This window comes from Ammoniphilus sp. CFH 90114 (assembly GCF_004123195.1).
Classification (GTDB): Bacteria; Bacillota; Bacilli; order Aneurinibacillales; family RAOX-1; genus YIM-78166.
Genome location: NZ_SDLI01000001.1, coordinates 115,038 through 134,101, shown reverse-complemented (window position 1 = coordinate 134,101; position 19,064 = coordinate 115,038). Strand labels below are relative to the sequence as shown.

Sequence of the window (19,064 nt, the reverse complement as noted above, 5' to 3'; positions counted from 1 at the left end):
TTACGTGTTTAACACTCTTCTTACGGTATAGACGTCTTTGATTCTTTTCAGACGCTCTACCACCCTCTGTAAATGACTGACATTATTAATCGCAATAGTCATGCTGATCTTTGCTACTTTATTCTTATCAGCTTTTCCTGTAACCGCGATAATGTTTGTTTTGCTGTCGGCAACGGCATTCAGTACTTCGTTCAGTAGTCCGCTGCGATCATGTCCTGTCACTTCTATATCGACATTATATTCCTGTATGCGATCGCCTTCCCAATCAATATGAATTACACGGTCCTTTTCCTCTTCATTCTTGATGTTAGGGCAGCTTGTTCTGTGTACTGAGATTCCTCTTCCTCGTGTGATGAAACCAACAATCTCATCGCCTGGAATTGGAGTACAACATCTAGAGAAGCGTACAAGGAGATTGTCAATCCCTTTAACGGAGATCCCCTGATCAGGAGTCTTACGCTTAGCAAAGTCTTGTTTAAATTCAGGGATAGACTTTTCCTCTCGTACTTTTCTAATCTTTTCCGTTAGTCTTGTAACCAATTGAGCAGGAGTCAATCCCCCATATCCGATGGCTGCATACATATCCTCTTCATTGTTGAAGTTGAACTTGTTCGTCGCCTCAGCAATGTTCTCCGAGGTAAGGGCTTCCTTGAGCTCAAACCCTTGTTTCTTCAACTCTGACTCAACAGCTTCTTTTCCTTTGAGGACATTCTCTTCGCGCTTCTCTTTCTTAAACCAGGCTTTAATCTTATTACGGGCTTGGGAGGACTTCGCTATCTTGAGCCAATCACGGCTAGGGCCATAACTATGCTTTGAAGTTAATACTTCTACAATGTCTCCTGTCTTCAAAGAATGATCTAATGGAACAATCTTATTATTTACCTTTGCTCCAATACATCGATTTCCAACCTCGCTGTGGATACGATAGGCAAAATCAAGAGGAACTGAGCCATTCGGAAGCTCCATAACATCTCCCTTAGGCGTAAATACAAAAACGACATCGGAGAAAAGGTCCATCTTAAGTGATTCCATAAATTCCTGAGCATCTTTAGCATTATCCTGCCATTCCAGAATTTCGCGGAACCAGGTGAGCTTATTCTCCAGATTCTCATCCTCTGTAGGTGTCTTTCCTTCCTTGTAAGCCCAGTGAGCTGCGATACCGTATTCAGCTGTCCGGTGCATCTCACCAGTACGTATCTGGACCTCAAGCGGTTCTCCATTGGGTCCAATAACCGTCGTATGCAAGGATTGATACATATTCGCCTTAGGCATGGCGATATAATCCTTAAACCTTCCTGGCATTGGCTTCCAGAGCGTATGAATAATCCCTAGTGATGCATAGCAGTCGCGGATATCTTCTACAATGACACGAACGGCAAGAAGATCATAAATTTCATTAAACTCCTTATTCTGTCTTATCATCTTGTTGTAGATACTATACAGGTGCTTCGGTCTCCCTGAAATATCTGCTGAGATTTGCAACTCTCTAAGTTTCCCGCGTATCTCATCAATGACTTGTTCAATATACTTTTCACGCTCGGTTCGTTTTTTCTGCATTAAATTAACAATACGGTAATACTGCTGCGGATTAATGTAGCGAAGCGCAACGTCCTCCAGCTCCCACTTGATAGAAGCGATTCCCAATCGGTGAGCTAAAGGAGCGAATATTTCTAATGTCTCGTTAGCGATTCTTCGCTGCTTCTCTTCTGGAAGGTGCTTTAATGTCCGCATATTGTGAAGCCTGTCAGCAAGCTTGATTAAAATAACCCGGACATCCTGAGCCATAGCCAGAAACATCTTCCGATGATTCTCCGCCTGTTGCTCTTCTTTTGATTTATACTTAATGCGGCCTAATTTAGTAACACCATCGACTAAATTAGCCGTGTCTTCACCAAATTCTTTCTTTATCTCGTCAAGGCTAACGGGAGTATCTTCAACAACATCATGCAAAAAACCAGCAGCTACGGTGACAGCGTCCATCTGCATCGTGAGCAAGATCTCAGCCACCGCTATAGGATGGATAATATAGGGTGCTCCTGATTTTCGAATTTGTCCATCATGAGCACTTCGAGCAAACTCGCATGCACGAATCAGCATCTTGACATCATGGTCAGGCAAATACATACGAGCCTTGGCTATGGCATTGTCAGCGGCATGTTCAATGGCAGTATCGACGCTCATTCTTTTCACCTTTCATCTGTTTGGTGTATCTTGTGTTCGTCATTTTAAGATACACCGCAGTCGTTCGGATATTTTTCTCTCCATTATCTTTGAAATTTATACAAATGTAAAGGTTTGTTGATTGAAAAAAGCAATATTCGCCCCAGAGTCTGCCGTTTTCGATAACGACATCGTTCAAGAGGAGATTATTGCTTTGTCCTTTTTATTTTAATATTTTACAAGAGAGAATACATCGATATCCTTAATTTTATCTTTTCCATTCAAGTAGGTTAACTCAATGAGGAAGGCTGCACCAACAATTTCCCCGCCAAGTTGTCTGACTAAATTTACAGTCGTTGAAATGGTTCCACCCGTCGCCAATAAGTCATCTGCAATTAACACGCGTTGTCCGGGTTGAATCGCATCTTTATGCATAGCTAATTGATCCTTGCCATACTCAAGATCATAGTCCGCCGAGATTACTTCTCCTGGAAGCTTTCCAGATTTTCTTACAGGGGCAAAACCTGCATCTAGAGCGTATGCCAGAGGAGCACCTACGACAAATCCACGAGCCTCTGGACCGGCAATAATATCAACCTTGAGGTCCTTTGCGTATTGTGCAATTTCATCGATCGCTTTCTTATAAGCCACACCATCTTTCAGTAAAGTGGTGATGTCCTTGAAGCGGATTCCTTCTTTCGGGAAATCGGGGATAACTCGAATATAATCTTTAAAATCCATATCAATGCTTCCTCCTAAGTATGGTTATGTATTATTTTATCCTGATTAATGATTTGACATAAAACTTCGAAATTGGAATAAAGGATTTCTGTTTCCATTACTAATTCGTGCTGCTTCATCTTATACGAATGGGATTCCGCTAGATCTTTCTTTTCAGGTGTTGGTACCACTTCAATCAGCGATCTTTCGTACTTTAAAAAACCTAATTCTAGGAACACTTGAATCATGAAATCAATGGCATTTTCACTTACTCCTCTAGCTTTGGCAACTGCTGGGATCGATTCCACTCTTAGTGACTGCCTAGTTCTAAGCAAACCATACAGCCATTTGAATTGGTCTCGAGATGGAATACTAGCCAGTTGGTTACGATGGTCTGATCCAAATAGGCAATAAAGCCTTCCATACTGTGGCAACTCCCTCAAGACTTTCCTTAGTTCATCCATTGAATGAGGCATATCATACCAAAAAAGAGTTGGAATAAACTCGTGGAGATATAAGTGTTGCTCATCTGGTACCAGACAAACCTGATAATTCTTCTTTCCCTCGACAAGAGCACTAAGCTCAGCAAGACTCTCCTTACGGAAACATAAAAAGACGGAGTTTGGTTCGGCAAACTTCTTGATCTTATCTAACTTATGGTTAGTCCCTCGGTAATCGAAAATTTGACTATGATGAATGGCTAAATCTCGTATTAAAAATTGAGGTCTTCTTACGCCGTTCCATTCATGGATAGCCGGTTCACCTACAATATCAGCGACCGCGTTCTTCGAGACTTGGGGAACGATCTGACCTAGACCGTCACTTCCCACAGCTTCTATCCCCACATCTTCTTGAATTAACGTACACTTCAAATCCTGTTGGCCTAACCCCACTTGACGAATATCCCTTAGTTCCGCTTGACGGATAATAAACATTGGAGGGAGATTCCCACTTCCAAATGGTGCCAATAACTCAAGTCCTTCAATCGTAGCCAAATTCCAATCAGATACTCGGCTCTCGGCATCAATGTCTACACGTGTAGCCAAACTGTCGGTCTCTTCTTGCACATGTTGAACACTCTCTTTACTGTTTTGAAATAAAGCTTCGACAATAGATGCCAGATCATCTCCTGGATCAGCCGTTAATAAGTGTACCAACTCCATTTGGGCCGATATATTATTCAGTATTGTAACAGCCATAAGTTGCGGAGCTACTTGTTTGTTTAAGCGGATTGCTTTAACTAATGCCTTAATCCCTATATTCTTACTCCTCTTCAGAGAATCTAATCCGAATTTAACCATAATCCGGTTCTCCCCAATTAAAGATGACTGAGCAGCAAGTGTCCCTAATGCGGCGAGGTCAAGAAACTGTTGAGAGGATTCTCCTAGAAGGGCTTGAGCAAATTTATAAGCTATGCCTGAACAAGACAGTCGAGGAAAAGGGGATTCTCCTTTTAGAATATCCGGATGTATAATAATCTTTTCCTTATGGACCGTTTCCTCAAATATCCCTACAGTAACGACAAATTCTTCAGTTGCAGGAATTCTCTCTTGCTTAGCAGCATAGACTTGCACAAGTTCTTTAGGCCCGCCTGCAGCGATAATTAAATTTATTAATAAGCTTGCTGCTATAACTGAGTCTAAATAAAGAGCACACTCAACAACGATAGGTTTTTTCTCTTCCATCCTTTTTTGTATCCTCGCTACGTTCATCTCTATCCCAGGAATAACGTTGGGGCTGTGAAGATGATCAAGCGATGGATGCAGAAATGTTCTAGCTTGTTCTGGATTATGTAGCTGTCTATGGACTAATAACCTGGCCAATACGGACGATATTCCAATTTCACGTTGTAGCGTGGCAACCGCTTGTTCGTCAATTTCTGGTGTAACCCACTGAGTTCGCGATGGCAGCATATAGACTCCACCCCTCCAAAAGAACATTATACTGAACCTGCAAGGTGTGGACAATCCTACTTACACTTTTTTGTTAATGAAATACCTCCGGTTGATTGTCATTACCAAATTCACCACTGTAAGGATTAATGTGAACCATAACATCCTGAACATGCTCAAATTGGTTCATTAACGTATGCTTAACTTCTTTACCAATGGCGTGACCCTTTTCTACAGAGATATTCGGGTTTACACCAACCTTTACATCAACAATAACATAGTGTCCGTGCTCACGAGCAAACAGTTGGTCTACACTAATTACACCATCGACTTTCTCCACCGCGTCCACTAGTTCTTTGGCATCTTCTTCATGTATAACATGATCCAAAGTATTGTGGACGGATTCCTTTAGAATATTGTAAGCCATCTTGAGCACAAGAACAGACACGACAATCCCAGCTAATGGATCTAGGTAGAGTAAAAGGGGAATACCAAGTTTTCCGCCTAATACCGCTCCTCCAATACCAACCAGTGCAGCTAAAGAAGAATAAACATCTGATCGATGGTCCCAAGCATTGGCAATAAGCGCTTGGCTGTTTAATCTTTTCCCTAGTTTGTACTTGTATCGAAACATCGCTTCCTTCACTACCATGGAAATAATAGCAGCATAGATCGCTATCACTCCAGGTGCAGCAAGGGGCTCCCTCATCGTTTCAAAAGAGGCTGAAGCCACTTCCAAGCCAACCACAAACATAATAATGCTGACAACAATGGCTGCAATGGACTCGGCTTTACCGTGTCCATAGGGGTGATCTTCATCCGGCGGTTTTCTCGCAGCCCTCAAGCCAATCAAGACTGCTAAGGAACCTACCACATCGGAAGCTGAGTGTACCGCATCAGCTATTAACGCTTTACTATTCGCAATATAACCGATAAAACCTTTTACAATCGCCAGTACAATATTGCCGACGATCCCGATCCAAGCAGCAAACTCTGCCTTCTTAAATCTTTCTTCCTTCATAAATTCACCTCTTGCTCCTCATATGAAAACCGCGGGGAAGCCCCGCGGTTTTCAGCTGTTATTTTATTTTACGCTCTAAGAGGCTTCATTATTTGCTGAAGAGAAGCGATTTTTCGCTAAATCTCTACCTTTCCACTCTAACCAGATCTGGCTGGCAATAAAGATGGAGGAATACATACCAAAAAGTAGCCCCACTAGAAGTGCTAAGGCGAAGTTTTGGATAGCAGGACCACCAAAGATAAATAAAGCAGCCGCGGCAAATACCACAGTGATTACCGTATTAATCGAACGTACGATGGTTTCTTGGATAGAGACATTAACCACCTTTTCCAAGTCTTCCATCTTTTTAACTTTATACAATCGTAGGTTCTCACGTATACGATCAAAAGTAACGATTGTATCATTAATGGAGTAACCAACAATGGTTAGAATCGCTGCAATAAAGGGTAAATCAACCTCTAAACGGAAAATGGAGAAGAAAGTAATGACCGCAAAAGCGTCATGAAGTAACGCAATTATACCGGCAATCGCAAAACGATATTCAAATCGGATCGTGACATAAATAATAATCCCAATTGATGCAATAGCCACCGCATACATGGCATTCTTCGCTAACTCACGGCTAACGATAGGATCTACTGTACTCTCCTGAATATCTACTTGCTCCCCATATTTTGCTGTAAAGGCATCCTTCACGCTGGCTATCTGTTCTTTGCTTAATGGCTCACCAAACTGCACAGCAGCTCTTTCGCGATTATCGCCGGCTGTTTCTACACTACCTGGCTCTAGCCCGAGTGCTTTTAGCTCTTCACGAACTTCCTGTTCGGTGAAAGGCTTGGCAATCATGATGTCCATTCGGGTTCCACTCTTAAAGTCTACTCCAAGATTAAGTCCTTGAACTAATAAAGAGATGATCCCTATGACTACTATAAATATGGAAAGTCTGAAAAAGGTCTTTCTTTTATTCACATAGTCGAAGGTCTTTATGTTATAGCTCACCGATTTCACTCTCCTTAACCCCATAATACCAAGGCTTACGTAAGGCATTGGAGCGTACCCAGATGGCCAACAATAAGCGAGTTCCGAACACTGCTGTAATTATCGTAAGAACGATACCGATCATAAGAGTAACAGCAAATCCTTGAACAGCGCTTGTCCCGAAATAGAACATGACTGCCCCTGCTATCATAGTCGTAATATTGGCATCTAAGATCGTAGACAGAGAACGTCTCTGACCCGCACGAACGGCAGAAAGAAGCGTCTTGCCTGATCGAAGTTCTTCTTTAATACGTTCATAGGTAATAATATTGGCATCTACTGCCATACCTACTGTCAAAATAAAAGCAGCAATACCTGGTAAAGTTAATGTTGCATTCAATAGGTTCTGTACGAGAAGCAACAGATACATATATGCGATTAGAGTTATAATAGCGATAACGCCTGGCCAACGATAGTAGAAAAACATAAAGGCAAAAATTAACGCCACACCAATTCCGCTGGCATAAATTCCTTTTTCCAGAGATTCTTGACCCAGTTTGGCTCCAACGCTATTGGAATATAGCTCCTTCATCTCAACAGGAAGGGCTCCAGCGTTTAAAATAGCTGAAAGTTCAGTGGCTTCCTGTACCGTATAGTTTCCAGTGATAGAAGCTACTCCTCCAGAAATAACACTTTGAACGACAGGGCTAGTAAGAACATCTTCATCCAACACAATACTGATTGGCTTACCTAAGTGTTCTTCTGTAATTTGTCTAAATTGCTCTGCATCTTTTAATTTAAGGGCAATATAAGGGCGTTTCACTTCATCATACTGAACAGAGGCACCGCCTTCCGCCAGATCATTACCTGTCATTAATTCTTCCCCAGTCATACTTACAAAAGAAAGTTTGGCAGGGGTCCCTAGAAGTCTACGAGCGTCCTCCTGGTTCGTCACTCCTGCAAGCTTAACACGGATTCGGTCATTCCCTTCAATAGAAACTTCGGGTTCCGATACTCCAATAATATTAATTCTTTTCATAATAGCGGATACTGTATCCGTCAATGTATCCTTGTTTAATTCTTGTCCTTCCTGTATCGGCTTTACCTCATACAGAATCTCAAACCCTCCACGAAGATCAAGTCCGAGGGTAACCCCTTTGACTACTCCTGTTGCGGTTGCACCGATGATGCCGAAGGTCAACCCTACTACTAGAAGAAAGGCTATAATCCGGCTCCATTTTATCATGAGCGTTGTTTTCCTCCTTTAACTTGTTGCCTGTGTTAGCGTAATACACAGGCTTGTCCTGTCTGAAGCTATTTCTCTCCAATAGTGCTATTATACGCATCGCTTCAAATGCATGTCAATTCAGGTCATTAAATCTCAAATTAGGCAGAAAAAAGAAGAGCAACCCTAGGGCTGCTCCTCCTTTACTCAAATTCTCCCCGGTAAACTTTCATCGTCATCCAATTCATAAATTTTGTCACTTTCAGGGACAAGATATCGTTAACAATGCGATGGATGAGAGGAATTTCTTTCTTATACGCACTCGATACGCACTCCCATATCTCTTCTGGTGTCACGTTTTCATAACCTAACATTTGAAATTCTTCAGCCTTACTCCTGCATACTTGCGACATTTGTTTTTTTAAGTCTTCTAATGTTAACGAATTCTCCATTTTTCGTGACCTCTCCCTAAAAGGATCTTTTTTTATGACAAGAAGAACAAGTTATATATTTATTCAACATTCAAGTCATGTCCTATTTGTACATGCATATCTATTTTATGTAAGCAGAAAAAATTGGTGCTATTTAAGCCACAGAAAGGAAATCAGGGTAATGCCCACGAAAAAGCAAACCTTTTTACAAGGGACTCTCATACTTGTTGCAGCCGGATTATTGACTAAATTACTTGGATTCATTAATCGCATCTTCCTGTCACGGATCATCGGAGCAGAGGGTATGGGATTATATCAAATGGCTGTACCCACTTTATATCTTGTCATTACCTTAACCCAGTTCGGTTTACCTATTGCTATCTCTAAATTGGTCGCCGAAGCCACCGCTCAGAATGATCACAAAAAGGTTAAGGCTATTCTTAAGATTTCTCTATTTCTCGTAACGATTCTTAGCGTTATCTTTACAACAGCCATGATTCTCGGGGCACCTATGATTTCTCGATACTTATTAACTGATACTAGGGCCTATTACTCCCTCATTGGGATTGCCCCCATTGTACCAATAGTCGCTATCTCCTCTGTTATTCGAGGATACTTCCAAGGAAAACAAAACATGACTCCTACGGCAAGTTCTCAAATTATTGAGCAAGTAATAAGAATATTTACCGTTCTCCTACTTGCGTCCTACTTCCTACCGATGGGTGTGGAGTATGCGGCCGCTGCGGCTATGGTAGGAGTCGTTATTGGCGAGTTTGCAGGAATGATCGCCCTCGTCATGCACTTCAGGGGGACTAAGATGAGACAGATCTGGGCCGGTTCTAGGCTCAACCAAGCAATTAAACGTCATGCAGAAACCTGGAAGGGACTTCTTCGGATTGCTCTACCGGTGACTTCTGGACGGTTAATCGGTTCCTTAACCTTCTGGATCGAACCGATCATTGTAGCACAAAGCCTTGCCATTGCGGGTCTGGCAACCGCTGCAGCAACCACCTACTATGGGCAACTGCAAGGAATGGCCATTCCTCTGCTTACCTTCCCTACTTTCTTTACTTATTCTCTTGCGGTATCCCTTGTTCCTGCTGTGGCTGAAGCTCATGCTCAAAAAAATTGGGCGATGGTCCATCGACGAATCCATCAGTCCCTGCGCCTTGCTCTTGTTATTGGGGCCCCCTTCACTGTCATTCTTTATATTTTTGCCGAGCCGCTATCTGAAGTGATCTATGGGTCTGCAGAAGTAGGAAGTATCATGAAGCTCATGGTCCCATTTTGCCTCTTTCTTTATTTTCAAGGGCCTTTAGCCGCCACTTTGCAAGGATTGGATTATGCTCAAGTAGCCATGAAGAATTCGATATACGGAGCGATACTTAAGACGTTTGCCATTTACATTTTGGCTACCAACCCCAATATTGGTACCAACGGCATTACGATAGCGATTAGCATTGGGATTGTTATTGTCACACTCCTGCACTTTTTTAGTGTAGTAAAACTCACAGGACTTTCTATTCAACTTAGAGACTTCATAAAAGTAGCCCTCTCCATGATTGGAATGGGCTGGTTTGGAATCCTATCCTTTGAGAAGCTACAAGTTTGGATGCCTCAATCTGCAGCTCTTTTCTCAGCTTCCCTTGGTGCAATTTTCATTTACTTGATATTCCTACTCTTCTTGAAGGTTCTAGGAAAACAGGATATACAACGCATTCCTTTTTTAGGAAAGTTCATTTCTCCTTTATTTCCTTTACGCTAAATTTAAGTTCTCTTTTTATCCAAAAACATATGACCATAACGATCCATACTGCAATAAGCTACTTCTTTAAACCGTTGGACGCCATATCTCTGCACTTCATTTTTTAACCAGAATCGGGTTTTACCTAACTGTTCTAAATTATGATCAAGAACCTTTCCATCTAAGATAAGGGGTAGTGGTAACGGACCCATGGGCTTTGATACTGGGACTTCATCTAATACCCCCATTTCCACATCAGCAGTCTGGGGCTTAAATGGAATAGAAGAAATCCGATTCTTATCCTCGTTTCTATGGTAACGCGTAAACATGGGCTTGAACAACATATGCAGTACAAGTAAGAATAAGGTGGGTAGCAGGAGAGCAAGCAACGGTTTTCCGGGTTTATCCACAGCCAGTACAATAAACTGGGCCACCATAAACGCAACCAATAAATCCGCAAGAGAGGTCTTCTTCCTCCGAAACAGTAATTGGATAGCCAACATAAGAAAAAAATAAAGCACGATGGTACGTATCAGTAGGATTGCCAGGTCCATTGGAATCCCCCTTATTAATTACCTCTGAAGTTACTTCCTAGTCTGAACTTGTACAAGCTAACCTATGTACACCACCTTATTCCGGCACTTCCATAACTTGTCATATTCTACCGCCTGTCTTCATACATTGTACAAGACTAAGGATACAGCGGGAGGTAATGGTTATGAAAACAATTGCAGCGTCTTCATCCCCCATTCTTACTGGTACTTTAACCACACTGGGCTTGGTTTTGGTTGGATCGTTAATCACATCTCTCTTGCTTCACTTCAGCAGTTTAAGTGAATTCAGTCTCTCCTATTTCACTTACACGGTTAATGGGATTAGTTTGCTCATTGGTGGTTTAATCGCGGGTAAACAAGGGGGACACAAAGGTTGGTATTTTGGAGGACTTACAGGAATGGTTTATTTTGTCTTACTCGTGTTAATTGGATTTTTAGCCTTTGATATGACTCCTCACCTTAGCGCATTATTGTACCTAGCCATCGCATTCTTAGTAGGAGCAGTCGGGGGTATCTTTGGGGTGAATTTAGCCAACAAGTAAAAAAAAAGTCTTGCTACGCGTAGTAGTAAGACTTTTTTTCTTCGTTATTCTGCATCACTTGAAACAACTTGGTTGACTGCACCTTTTTCCATTGTTACTCTGGTATTCTCAGCAATCTTAACAATAATGGTATCTTCTCTCATTTCAGATATGGTTCCATGAACTCCGCCAATCGTAACAACCTTATCTCCCTTTTTCAAGGCATTAAGCATCGCGTTGCGCTGCTTCTGCTTCTTCTGTTGGGGACGAATTAATAAGAAGTAAAAAATGGCAAACATGAGCACCAAAGGCAATATGGAACCCAAAAAGCCTCCTCCCGCAGCACCTGCATCTGCTAGTTCAATCCATTGCATGTGTATCCCTCCTGATATTAAAATGATCTTTCTTCATTAAGCCCGTATTGGGCGAAGAATTCATTACGGAAATCCATAAGACGATCTTCCATAATGGCTTCTCTTACCTTCTCCATCAAGCTCAGAAGGAAGTGAAGATTATGGTAAGATGTGAGGCGAAGACCAAAGATCTCATCTGCATTAAATAGGTGGCGAATATAAGCCCTCGTATAATTGCGGCATGTATAGCAATCACAATTCGGATCTAATGGTGTGAAGTCTTCTTTAAATTTTGCATTTCGGATGACGAGTCGACCTTGGCTTGTCATGCATGTCCCATTACGGGCAATTCTTGTAGGAAGAACACAATCGAACATGTCAATTCCCCTAATCGCTCCATCAATTAAAGCGTCAGGTGAACCTACCCCCATTAAATAACGAGGCTTATTCTCCGGAAGAAGAGGAACCGTATATTCCAGTACTTCATCCATAAGTGCTTTCGGTTCTCCTACACTGAGTCCCCCAATGGCATAGCCGGGCAGGTCGAAAGGCACGATCTCGCGCGCGCTCTGCTCCCGTAAATCACGGTACATTCCACCTTGAACGATTCCAAATAAAGCTTGATCCTGCGGGCGCTCATGAGCCTTGATACAGCGCTCCAACCAGCGTGTCGTGCGTTCTAGCGAGCTCTTCACATAGGCATGATCTGCAGGATAGGGTGCGCATTCATCAAAAGCCATAATGATATCCGCTCCCAGTGCATTCTGAATCTCCATAGCGACTTCTGGTCCTATAAACAGCTTAGCTCCGCTTAGGTGAGAACGGAAATGAACACCTTCTTCTTCAATCTTGCGCAGGTTGCTAAGGCTAAACACCTGAAAGCCACCGCTATCCGTTAAAATCGGCCTGTCCCAATTCATAAATTGGTGCAAGCCGCCTGCTTTCTTTACGATATCGTGACCTGGACGCAAAAACAGATGATATGTATTGCTCAGGATAATCTGAGCATTCATGTCCTTAAGTTCTTCTGGACTCATCGCCTTCACAGTTGCAAGTGTTCCCACTGGCATGAAGATGGGGGTCTCAATAGTTCCATGAGGGGTATGTAAGCGTCCTCTACGAGCACCTGTTTGTTTACATACTTTCAATAACTCATATTTTACCGCCAAAGTAAAACTCCTCCACTCTCAAACATTATACACTAAACCTTTTCATAGGAAAACAAGTTGTTTAGTGGAATTTTAAATAATTAACATCGCATCGCCGAAACTAAAAAAACGATACCTTTGCTCTACAGCTTCTCGATAAGCATTTAGAATGGGTTCCTTCCCTGCTAGAGAGCTAACCAGCATAACTAGAGTAGATTTAGGAAGATGAAAGTTGGTCAACAATCCATCTACAACGGTAAAATGATAACCAGGATAAATAAAAATATCTGTCCATCCCGAGTCTGCTACCACTTTCCCTTCGTTTTTTCCTCCTACGGTTTCCAATGTTCTAGTAGCCGTGGTCCCTACTGCTACGACGCGATTTCCGCTAGCTTTCGCGGCATTGATACGGTCGGCGTTTTCCTGAGAAATTTCGAAGTACTCCGTATGCATTTTATGTTCTAACACATTCTCAACTTGTACAGGTCTAAAGGTACCTAACCCGACGTGGAGAGTGATATAAGCAATATGTATACCTTTATCACGTATCTGTTGAAGATATTCTTCTGTAAAATGAAGACCTGCCGTAGGTGCAGCTGCTGAACCCGGATTTTTCGCGAAGACGGTTTGATATCTTTCGGAGTCCTCTAATTGCTCCTTAATATAAGGAGGAAGTGGCATCTGTCCAAGTTCATCTAGAATCTCGTTGAAGATACCAGTATATTGGAAACGAATAATTCGCCCCCCCACTTCGGTGCTTTCTTCACATATTCCCGTAAGCCGTCCATCGCCAAACGTGACGACGGATCCAGGTTTCATTTTCTTACCAGGCTTTACTAAGGTTTCCCATCGATCTCCATCCAACTGTTTAAGAAGCAATACCTCGATTTTTGCCCCCGTGTCCGCTTTGGCCCCGAATAATCGAGCAGGAATCACTCGGGTATCATTAAGAACGATCACATCCCCCGGCGACAGATAATCGATAAGGTCTTTAAAGCTCTGATGCTTGACTTCACCTGTTTCCTTGTTTAAAACAAGTAGTCTCGAAGCACTGCGCTCCTTAAGAGGGCTCTGGGCAATAAGCTCTTCCGGCAATTCAAAATCAAATTCATTAACGTCCACTTTTCTATCATCCTCAAATCCACTTTTTTAAATAGTGTTACAAAATCTGGCTGCAGACATACCTTTTCTCCTAGAGAGATTAGGATTTAAAGAATCGAAACAGATAAAACAAAAGAGATAAAACCACACTAACGATAATACTTGTCATTAAAGGAAAGTAAAATCGAAAGTTTTCTTTCTCTACCACGATATCTCCTGGCAATCGGCCTAGGTTTAAGAACCGTCCTCCTACTTGCCATACCAAGCCGACAATAATTAGAATCACACCGGCCATGACGAGCAGTTTTGCGATTGGATTCATAAGTTCTACTTTGGCACCTCCCGGTTAAAGTGCTGATAGGCTAATGGGGTAACAATTCGCCCACGCGGGGTACGCTGCAAAAAACCAATCTGGAGTAAATAAGGTTCATAAACATCTTCAATCGTATGGGATTCTTCACCGATCGTAGCAGCTATCGTATCTACTCCCACCGGTCCTCCCCTGAATTTATCGATAATGCCAAGAATAAGCTTGTGGTCAACATGATCTAATCCCAATCGATCAACCTGGATTCTAGTTAACGCTTCACTGGCCAACTCCTGGGTGATTTGTCCATCTCCCTTTACTTGAGCAAAATCCCTTACCCTTTTTAAGAGTCTATTGGCAATTCGAGGGGTTCCACGAGAACGAAGAGCAATTTCTTCAGCAGCACTTTTCTCAATCCCTGCATTCAGGATTTCCGCTGCCCGCCTAACAATATACGTTAGTTCAGCTACATTATAAAATTCCAAACGACTTACTACACCGAAACGATCTCGAAGAGGAGCTGACAATAAACCTGCCCTTGTTGTTGCGCCGATCAGGGTAAATGGAGGGAGATCGAGTCTTACGGAGCGTGCACTTGGTCCCTTTCCAATAATAATGTCTAAGGCGAAATCCTCCATAGCAGGATAGAGCACCTCTTCTACACTTCGATTGAGCCGATGAATCTCATCGATAAACAGGACATCCCCATGCTGCAAGTTCGTCAGGATCGCGGCAAGGTCTCCAGGACGCTCAATAGCAGGGCCTGATGTAGTTCTAAGATTAACCCCCAACTCATTTGCAATAATGGTTGAGAGGGTTGTCTTACCTAAACCGGGAGGACCATAAAGAAGCACATGATCAAGTGGTTCCTTACGCAGCTTCGCAGCCTCTATGTAAATCTTCAGGTTTTCTTTTACCTGCGACTGTCCGATATATTCATCAAGATAGCGCGGCCGAAGGCTATAGTCCATCCCCATATCTTCTTCCTTCATCTGTGAAGATATGATACGGTCTTCCATTTAAGCCTCTCCCCCTTCTATTTCGAGATAAATAGCTGAAGTGCTTTTTTAATCAATTCTTCTGTCGTCATGATCTCCTTCTTCAACTTAGACATGACTTTCTGTACTTCAGACTCACTATATCCAAGAGCCTTCAAGGCTTCAGCGGCTTCTTCATGCGCTTCTGCCCCAAGTTCAACTCCAGCAGAGAACAAGTCTACTTCTGTCATCCCACCAGCAAGTTCCTCAAAACTCGCATTCGCCGCAAACTCCTTAAGCTTATCTTTCAAATCAAGTACCATTCTGCCTGCTGTTTTTTTACCGATGCCAGGGAACTTCGTTAAGAAGTTCACATCCTCTCGCTGGACAGCAGACGCGATTTGTGCTGGTGCAGCGGAAGCGATAATGGCTAAAGCCCCCTTCGGACCAATTCCTGATACATCTAGGAGCTTTCGAAATAAGTCACGCTGTTCTCGTGTTGAAAATCCGTATAAATGTGCCGCATCTTCTCGTACATAATGATGAGTGAATATCCGCTTTTCTTGCTTTACCTTGTGTTCATAGGGATTAGGACAAAAAAGTCGATAGCCTACTCCTTGATTTGTCCCAATGGTAACGGAATCTGATTCAATATATTCAATGCGTCCTTCAATGTAATCTATCATTATTTCCCACCATTAATCAAATTATGGATATGTGAGGAATGAGCATGTGTAATAGCTACTCCCAACGCATCTGCTACATCGTCTGGTTTTGGCGCTGTCTGAAGAGAGAGCAGAATTCTCACCATCTCTTGGATTTGCTTTTTCTCTGCTTGCCCGTAGCCTACTACAGATTGCTTCACTTGCAAGGGAGTATATTCATATAGAGGAATCCCTGCCTCTTCTCCCGCAAGAACAATTACTCCTCTAGCTTGCCCAACCGAGAAAGCTGTCGTCACGTTTCGATTAAAGAAAAGCTTCTCTACCGCAAGCACCTCTGGCTGATATTTTTTTAATAAAATCGTCATGGCATCATAAATCTGCTTGAGGCGAAGCGCATCTCTTGTATGGGCTTCTGTTTTGATACAGCCATACTGAATCGGAATCAAACGGTTGCCCTGTTTCTCAATAATTCCATATCCCACAATAGCGATGCCGGGATCTATGCCGATAATTCTCATGTTCGTCTACCCCCCGAGCCATAAAGTTCATCCCTTTATTGTACTATATTCCTCGCTCGTGGAATATAAGAAAAACTTCTACCCTTTCCTCAACATAAAAAGAGTGCCTAAAATAGACACTCTTTTTATTCCTCTTCCATTTCAGTTAAACGAGAATAATTCGACCGATCTGAGTACTCTCCATAGGTGGATAGGATACTATTGTATTCTGCTAGGTCATGAATCCGAATACCTTCCTTTAGGAGAACCAAATCGCTAGGTAGACTTGATTCTAGTTTTTCCGTATCAATATGAAAGAACGTTTGAATTACTTTTTGTTCCTGCGGAGGACCCTCAAACAAGGTTAGGATCCCTTCTTCTGATAGACCAAAATAACCATTCTCCTGACAAGATGGACCAATGTCTTGAACTAATTTCTTAAACACAAATTGATTTCCTTGGTTGGAGACGAGCTCCCAGTCTTGATAGTCGGAAAGAACTTGATCGACGGATGGTACAAACTTCGTAAGCTTTTCTTCCGTTTCTGTTCCACAGAGGTAAGTCTTCTTTAACACTAATTCAACCTCTTGTCGCGCAAGAGCCTGTACGGCTTCAATATCTTGGCTCGGCTCTGTATTTAATACACGTTTCTGTTGCTCTATCGTGTTAATTGATACCCATACTCCTCCGGTGATGAAAGCAAGAAGAGCGGCACAAAAAAATCCATAAAAGAACCATTGGGACCTGTTTGTCCTTTTATTCCACATAAAGACCCCTTCTTTTGTTTTACTGGAAAGCAGCTTTAGTTTCAAAGCTTTTTCTTACTATTCCATCCTTTCCAACAAAAGAAGGGGCTATACCTTATTTCCTATAAATTATACGTTCAAAATTTCGGTGGTGTTGGTGGCATGTTTCTTTTATGTTCTGAGATACGATGGAGCCGTTCGATAATTTCCTTGTCCTTATCTGGAATTTCGCGACCGTCTAAGTGGGCATCAATCATATCGTAGGTTGTCCCCATCTCTTCTTCATCCGTCTGATTCTCCCAGAGACCAGCACTCGGTGGACGATCTAGTACCTCTTGGGGTACGCCTAAAACCTTTGCCCATTCATACACTTCCGATTTCTTCAGATGGGTAATAGGTAACAGGTCTACTCCTCCATCCCCATACTTCGTGAAGTATCCCGTATACACCTCGGCAGCATTGTCTGTTCCCACAACTAAATAACGGTAATGACCTGCGATAGCATACAACGTGCTCATTCTTAGCCTAGCTCGAAGGTTTCCGTCATTTAACTTGCTGGCTTCTTCTCGGAAGGCGTTCCTTGCTTTGAGTTCTTCGTTCACAGCATGAAGAAGGATTCCGTGAGGTTCCGTTAATTCGATCTCAATATGTTCAAGTCCAAAGGCATGAACTACCCGTAGAGCATCCTCCCGGTCCCGAGGATTGGAAGAGCATGGCATGATAACTCCAAGGGATTGATTAGGAAAGGCTCTCTTGATTAGTCCGGCTACGACAGCACTATCAATTCCTCCACTCACACCTACAACCAAACCAGATACCTTTGCGTTTCCTACTTGTTCCCGCAGCCATTGAACCGTTAGTTCGATTTTTTCTGCGATCGTTCTCATGATTTCCCTCCACTATCCCATATTTTTCTCATCATACCACAATCGTTGAATCTCTATAAGCTTCCTCATAGAAAAAATGGCGAAAGCCTTGGAAGAACCTAGCTCTCTCTTGCCAATTTCGAATAATCATCGTTAAATAGCTCTCAATCTTTTTGGGAACAGGGTGTAGTTTTCCCTCATAGAGCCCAAGAACTTCCCTCATGAAGTTGTCAGGATAGCGAACAAGGAGATAGGTTAAAGCAGCTTGAGCCTCAGTCATAGGAGCGGCCTTCTGGTACTCATCCATCATCCCTGCAAACAGATCAAAATCCCATGCCTGTTCATCTAAAGTTCGATTAACCATCTGAATTACATCTACCAGTTGGGTATCATACATAGCGGTGTCATAGTCAATCAAGTAAGCCTGTTGACCAAGGATGAAGTTATGGCTTGCCAAGTCTCGATGAGATACGCGTTGTTCTTGTAGAGCTAATTGGTATTCCTTGTCTATAGGGGAGCGGCGGGCAATGTCTATAACGGTCTTCGCTTCACTCAGAATAAAAGGGGAAAATCGGATGATCTTTTTTTCTAAACCACCCATATATTGTCCTTTTTTCAAGCGAGCAATAATCTTTTCAAACCGGTTGTATCGATCCTCCCATTTATCAATGAGAGGCGCAGATGTGCTCCGAACCATGGGGCCACCCTTGATGTTTCTAGCGTGACGATGAAATTCTCCAAGGCAGCGAACGGTTTCTAGTACATCACTTTGGTTGCTGTATCGTGCATCCCTACCCTTTATCGGTTTAATGGCTACATAATACCTTCCTTTATACGGAAGATAAGGAAATCCACCTGAAGTATAGATGTATTCGAGCGTTTGTGAAAAGCCTTTTCTTATTAATTGCTCGGACAATGAAACGACCCACTCTGCTTTTTGAACGGAAGAATAGCTTTTTACGAACATTGGCCCCCTGTTTGTCTCTAGTAAATAAGCTTTCCTCTTTCCCTTAACAGACCTTACCTGACAGCTCCACTCCTGCTGTACTAATTGAATCCATTCAAACTCCATATTCCCAGCTCCTTAGGTACTGGTAGGATACGCTCACAAGTATAAAAAGAAAAGAAGGGGCCACCTTCGTGGTAGCCCCTATGATT

18 protein-coding genes and 1 pseudogene are annotated in these 19,064 nt (G+C 42.5%); 2 read left to right on the top strand and 17 right to left on the bottom strand.

The window, feature by feature from the left end:
• The 6 genes and pseudogenes from EIZ39_RS00645 to EIZ39_RS00615 form a co-directional block, all read right to left on the bottom strand.
• Nucleotides 1–2,181 (bottom strand): RelA/SpoT family protein, encoded by a 2,181-nt coding sequence (locus EIZ39_RS00645; protein ID WP_129196389.1) that lies wholly within the window; start codon nucleotides 2,179–2,181, stop codon nucleotides 1–3.
• Between the two features lie 207 nt (nucleotides 2,182–2,388).
• A complete protein-coding gene (locus EIZ39_RS00640; RefSeq protein ID WP_129196387.1) occupies nucleotides 2,389–2,901 on the bottom strand; it encodes an adenine phosphoribosyltransferase in 513 nt (170 codons plus the stop codon).
• Between the two features lie 14 nt (nucleotides 2,902–2,915).
• Nucleotides 2,916–4,793 carry a single-stranded-DNA-specific exonuclease C-terminal domain-containing protein gene (locus EIZ39_RS00635; protein ID WP_164984828.1) on the bottom strand — a complete coding sequence of 626 codons (1,878 nt, stop codon included), beginning with the start codon at nucleotides 4,791–4,793 and terminating at the stop codon, nucleotides 2,916–2,918.
• A 73-nt stretch (nucleotides 4,794–4,866) separates the two neighbouring features.
• Nucleotides 4,867–5,793, bottom strand: coding sequence for a cation diffusion facilitator family transporter (locus EIZ39_RS00630; protein WP_129196383.1), 927 nt, complete (start codon nucleotides 5,791–5,793; stop codon nucleotides 4,867–4,869).
• A 75-nt stretch (nucleotides 5,794–5,868) separates the two neighbouring features.
• A pseudogene (secD, locus tag EIZ39_RS27190) lies at nucleotides 5,869–8,017 on the bottom strand (protein translocase subunit SecD).
• Between the two features lie 182 nt (nucleotides 8,018–8,199).
• Nucleotides 8,200–8,448: a post-transcriptional regulator gene (locus EIZ39_RS00615; protein ID WP_129196376.1), complete on the bottom strand. Its 249-nt coding sequence runs from the start codon at nucleotides 8,446–8,448 to the stop codon at nucleotides 8,200–8,202.
• A gap of 160 nt (nucleotides 8,449–8,608) precedes the next feature.
• Between EIZ39_RS00615 and spoVB the strand changes: the two genes are divergently transcribed.
• Nucleotides 8,609–10,192, top strand: a complete 1,584-nt coding sequence (spoVB, locus tag EIZ39_RS00610; RefSeq protein ID WP_129196374.1) for a stage V sporulation protein B — start codon at nucleotides 8,609–8,611, stop codon at nucleotides 10,190–10,192.
• Between the two features lie 2 nt (nucleotides 10,193–10,194).
• On the opposite strand, the gene EIZ39_RS00605 is transcribed toward spoVB, so the two are convergent.
• Nucleotides 10,195–10,725, bottom strand: coding sequence for a YetF domain-containing protein (locus EIZ39_RS00605; RefSeq protein ID WP_129196372.1), 531 nt, complete (start codon nucleotides 10,723–10,725; stop codon nucleotides 10,195–10,197).
• A 164-nt stretch (nucleotides 10,726–10,889) separates the two neighbouring features.
• Here EIZ39_RS00605 and EIZ39_RS00600 point away from each other — a divergent pair, with 164 nt between their 5' ends.
• A complete protein-coding gene (locus EIZ39_RS00600; protein ID WP_368666300.1) occupies nucleotides 10,890–11,267 on the top strand; it encodes a TIGR04086 family membrane protein in 378 nt (125 codons plus the stop codon).
• A gap of 44 nt (nucleotides 11,268–11,311) precedes the next feature.
• Here EIZ39_RS00600 and yajC read toward each other — a convergent pair whose 3' ends face one another.
• The 10 genes from yajC to EIZ39_RS00550 form a co-directional block, all read right to left on the bottom strand.
• Nucleotides 11,312–11,620, bottom strand: coding sequence for a preprotein translocase subunit YajC (gene yajC / locus EIZ39_RS00595; RefSeq protein ID WP_129196370.1), 309 nt, complete (start codon nucleotides 11,618–11,620; stop codon nucleotides 11,312–11,314).
• A 17-nt stretch (nucleotides 11,621–11,637) separates the two neighbouring features.
• A complete protein-coding gene (gene tgt / locus EIZ39_RS00590) occupies nucleotides 11,638–12,768 on the bottom strand; it encodes a tRNA guanosine(34) transglycosylase Tgt (protein WP_129196368.1) in 1,131 nt (376 codons plus the stop codon).
• Between the two features lie 72 nt (nucleotides 12,769–12,840).
• A complete protein-coding gene (gene queA / locus EIZ39_RS00585; RefSeq protein WP_129196366.1) occupies nucleotides 12,841–13,869 on the bottom strand; it encodes a tRNA preQ1(34) S-adenosylmethionine ribosyltransferase-isomerase QueA in 1,029 nt (342 codons plus the stop codon).
• Between the two features lie 79 nt (nucleotides 13,870–13,948).
• The gene (locus EIZ39_RS00580) at nucleotides 13,949–14,170 is read right to left on the bottom strand and encodes a DUF2905 domain-containing protein (RefSeq protein WP_129196364.1); all 222 of its coding nucleotides are present in this window, start codon (nucleotides 14,168–14,170) and stop codon (nucleotides 13,949–13,951) included.
• A gap of 5 nt (nucleotides 14,171–14,175) precedes the next feature.
• Complete coding sequence (ruvB, locus tag EIZ39_RS00575) at nucleotides 14,176–15,174, bottom strand: Holliday junction branch migration DNA helicase RuvB (protein WP_129196362.1); 999 nt, start codon at nucleotides 15,172–15,174, stop codon at nucleotides 14,176–14,178.
• A 17-nt stretch (nucleotides 15,175–15,191) separates the two neighbouring features.
• Nucleotides 15,192–15,818 carry a Holliday junction branch migration protein RuvA gene (gene ruvA / locus EIZ39_RS00570; RefSeq protein WP_129196360.1) on the bottom strand — a complete coding sequence of 209 codons (627 nt, stop codon included), beginning with the start codon at nucleotides 15,816–15,818 and terminating at the stop codon, nucleotides 15,192–15,194.
• Nucleotides 15,818–16,315 carry a crossover junction endodeoxyribonuclease RuvC gene (gene ruvC, locus EIZ39_RS00565; protein ID WP_129196358.1) on the bottom strand — a complete coding sequence of 166 codons (498 nt, stop codon included), beginning with the start codon at nucleotides 16,313–16,315 and terminating at the stop codon, nucleotides 15,818–15,820. The genes ruvA and ruvC overlap by 1 nt, the downstream gene beginning before the upstream one ends.
• A gap of 125 nt (nucleotides 16,316–16,440) precedes the next feature.
• Complete coding sequence (locus tag EIZ39_RS00560) at nucleotides 16,441–17,061, bottom strand: BofC C-terminal domain-containing protein (RefSeq protein ID WP_129196356.1); 621 nt, start codon at nucleotides 17,059–17,061, stop codon at nucleotides 16,441–16,443.
• 116 nt (nucleotides 17,062–17,177) lie between these two features.
• Nucleotides 17,178–17,918, bottom strand: coding sequence for an NAD(+) synthase (gene nadE / locus EIZ39_RS00555; protein WP_129197871.1), 741 nt, complete (start codon nucleotides 17,916–17,918; stop codon nucleotides 17,178–17,180).
• 40 nt (nucleotides 17,919–17,958) lie between these two features.
• The gene (locus EIZ39_RS00550) at nucleotides 17,959–18,978 is read right to left on the bottom strand and encodes a phosphotransferase (protein WP_129196354.1); all 1,020 of its coding nucleotides are present in this window, start codon (nucleotides 18,976–18,978) and stop codon (nucleotides 17,959–17,961) included.
• Nucleotides 18,979–19,064 lie beyond the last annotated feature (86 nt).

Excerpts from the sequence above, each read along its gene's own strand:
- EIZ39_RS00645 (WP_129196389.1), bottom strand. The coding sequence starts at position 2,181 with ATGAGCGTCGATACTGCCATTGAACATGCCGCTGACAATGCCATAGCC.
- EIZ39_RS00640 (WP_129196387.1), bottom strand. The coding sequence starts at position 2,901 with ATGGATTTTAAAGATTATATTCGAGTTATCCCCGATTTCCCGAAAGAA.
- EIZ39_RS00635 (WP_164984828.1), bottom strand. The coding sequence starts at position 4,793 with ATGCTGCCATCGCGAACTCAGTGGGTTACACCAGAAATTGACGAACAA.
- EIZ39_RS00630 (WP_129196383.1), bottom strand. The coding sequence starts at position 5,793 with ATGAAGGAAGAAAGATTTAAGAAGGCAGAGTTTGCTGCTTGGATCGGG.
- EIZ39_RS00615 (WP_129196376.1), bottom strand. The coding sequence starts at position 8,448 with ATGGAGAATTCGTTAACATTAGAAGACTTAAAAAAACAAATGTCGCAA.
- spoVB (WP_129196374.1), top strand. The coding sequence starts at position 8,609 with ATGCCCACGAAAAAGCAAACCTTTTTACAAGGGACTCTCATACTTGTT.
- EIZ39_RS00605 (WP_129196372.1), bottom strand. The coding sequence starts at position 10,725 with ATGGACCTGGCAATCCTACTGATACGTACCATCGTGCTTTATTTTTTT.
- EIZ39_RS00600 (WP_368666300.1), top strand. The coding sequence starts at position 10,890 with ATGAAAACAATTGCAGCGTCTTCATCCCCCATTCTTACTGGTACTTTA.
- yajC (WP_129196370.1), bottom strand. The coding sequence starts at position 11,620 with ATGCAATGGATTGAACTAGCAGATGCAGGTGCTGCGGGAGGAGGCTTT.
- EIZ39_RS00580 (WP_129196364.1), bottom strand. The coding sequence starts at position 14,170 with ATGAATCCAATCGCAAAACTGCTCGTCATGGCCGGTGTGATTCTAATT.
- ruvB (WP_129196362.1), bottom strand. The coding sequence starts at position 15,174 with ATGGAAGACCGTATCATATCTTCACAGATGAAGGAAGAAGATATGGGG.
- ruvA (WP_129196360.1), bottom strand. The coding sequence starts at position 15,818 with ATGATAGATTACATTGAAGGACGCATTGAATATATTGAATCAGATTCC.
- ruvC (WP_129196358.1), bottom strand. The coding sequence starts at position 16,315 with ATGAGAATTATCGGCATAGATCCCGGCATCGCTATTGTGGGATATGGA.
- EIZ39_RS00560 (WP_129196356.1), bottom strand. The coding sequence starts at position 17,061 with ATGTGGAATAAAAGGACAAACAGGTCCCAATGGTTCTTTTATGGATTT.
- EIZ39_RS00550 (WP_129196354.1), bottom strand. The coding sequence starts at position 18,978 with ATGGAGTTTGAATGGATTCAATTAGTACAGCAGGAGTGGAGCTGTCAG.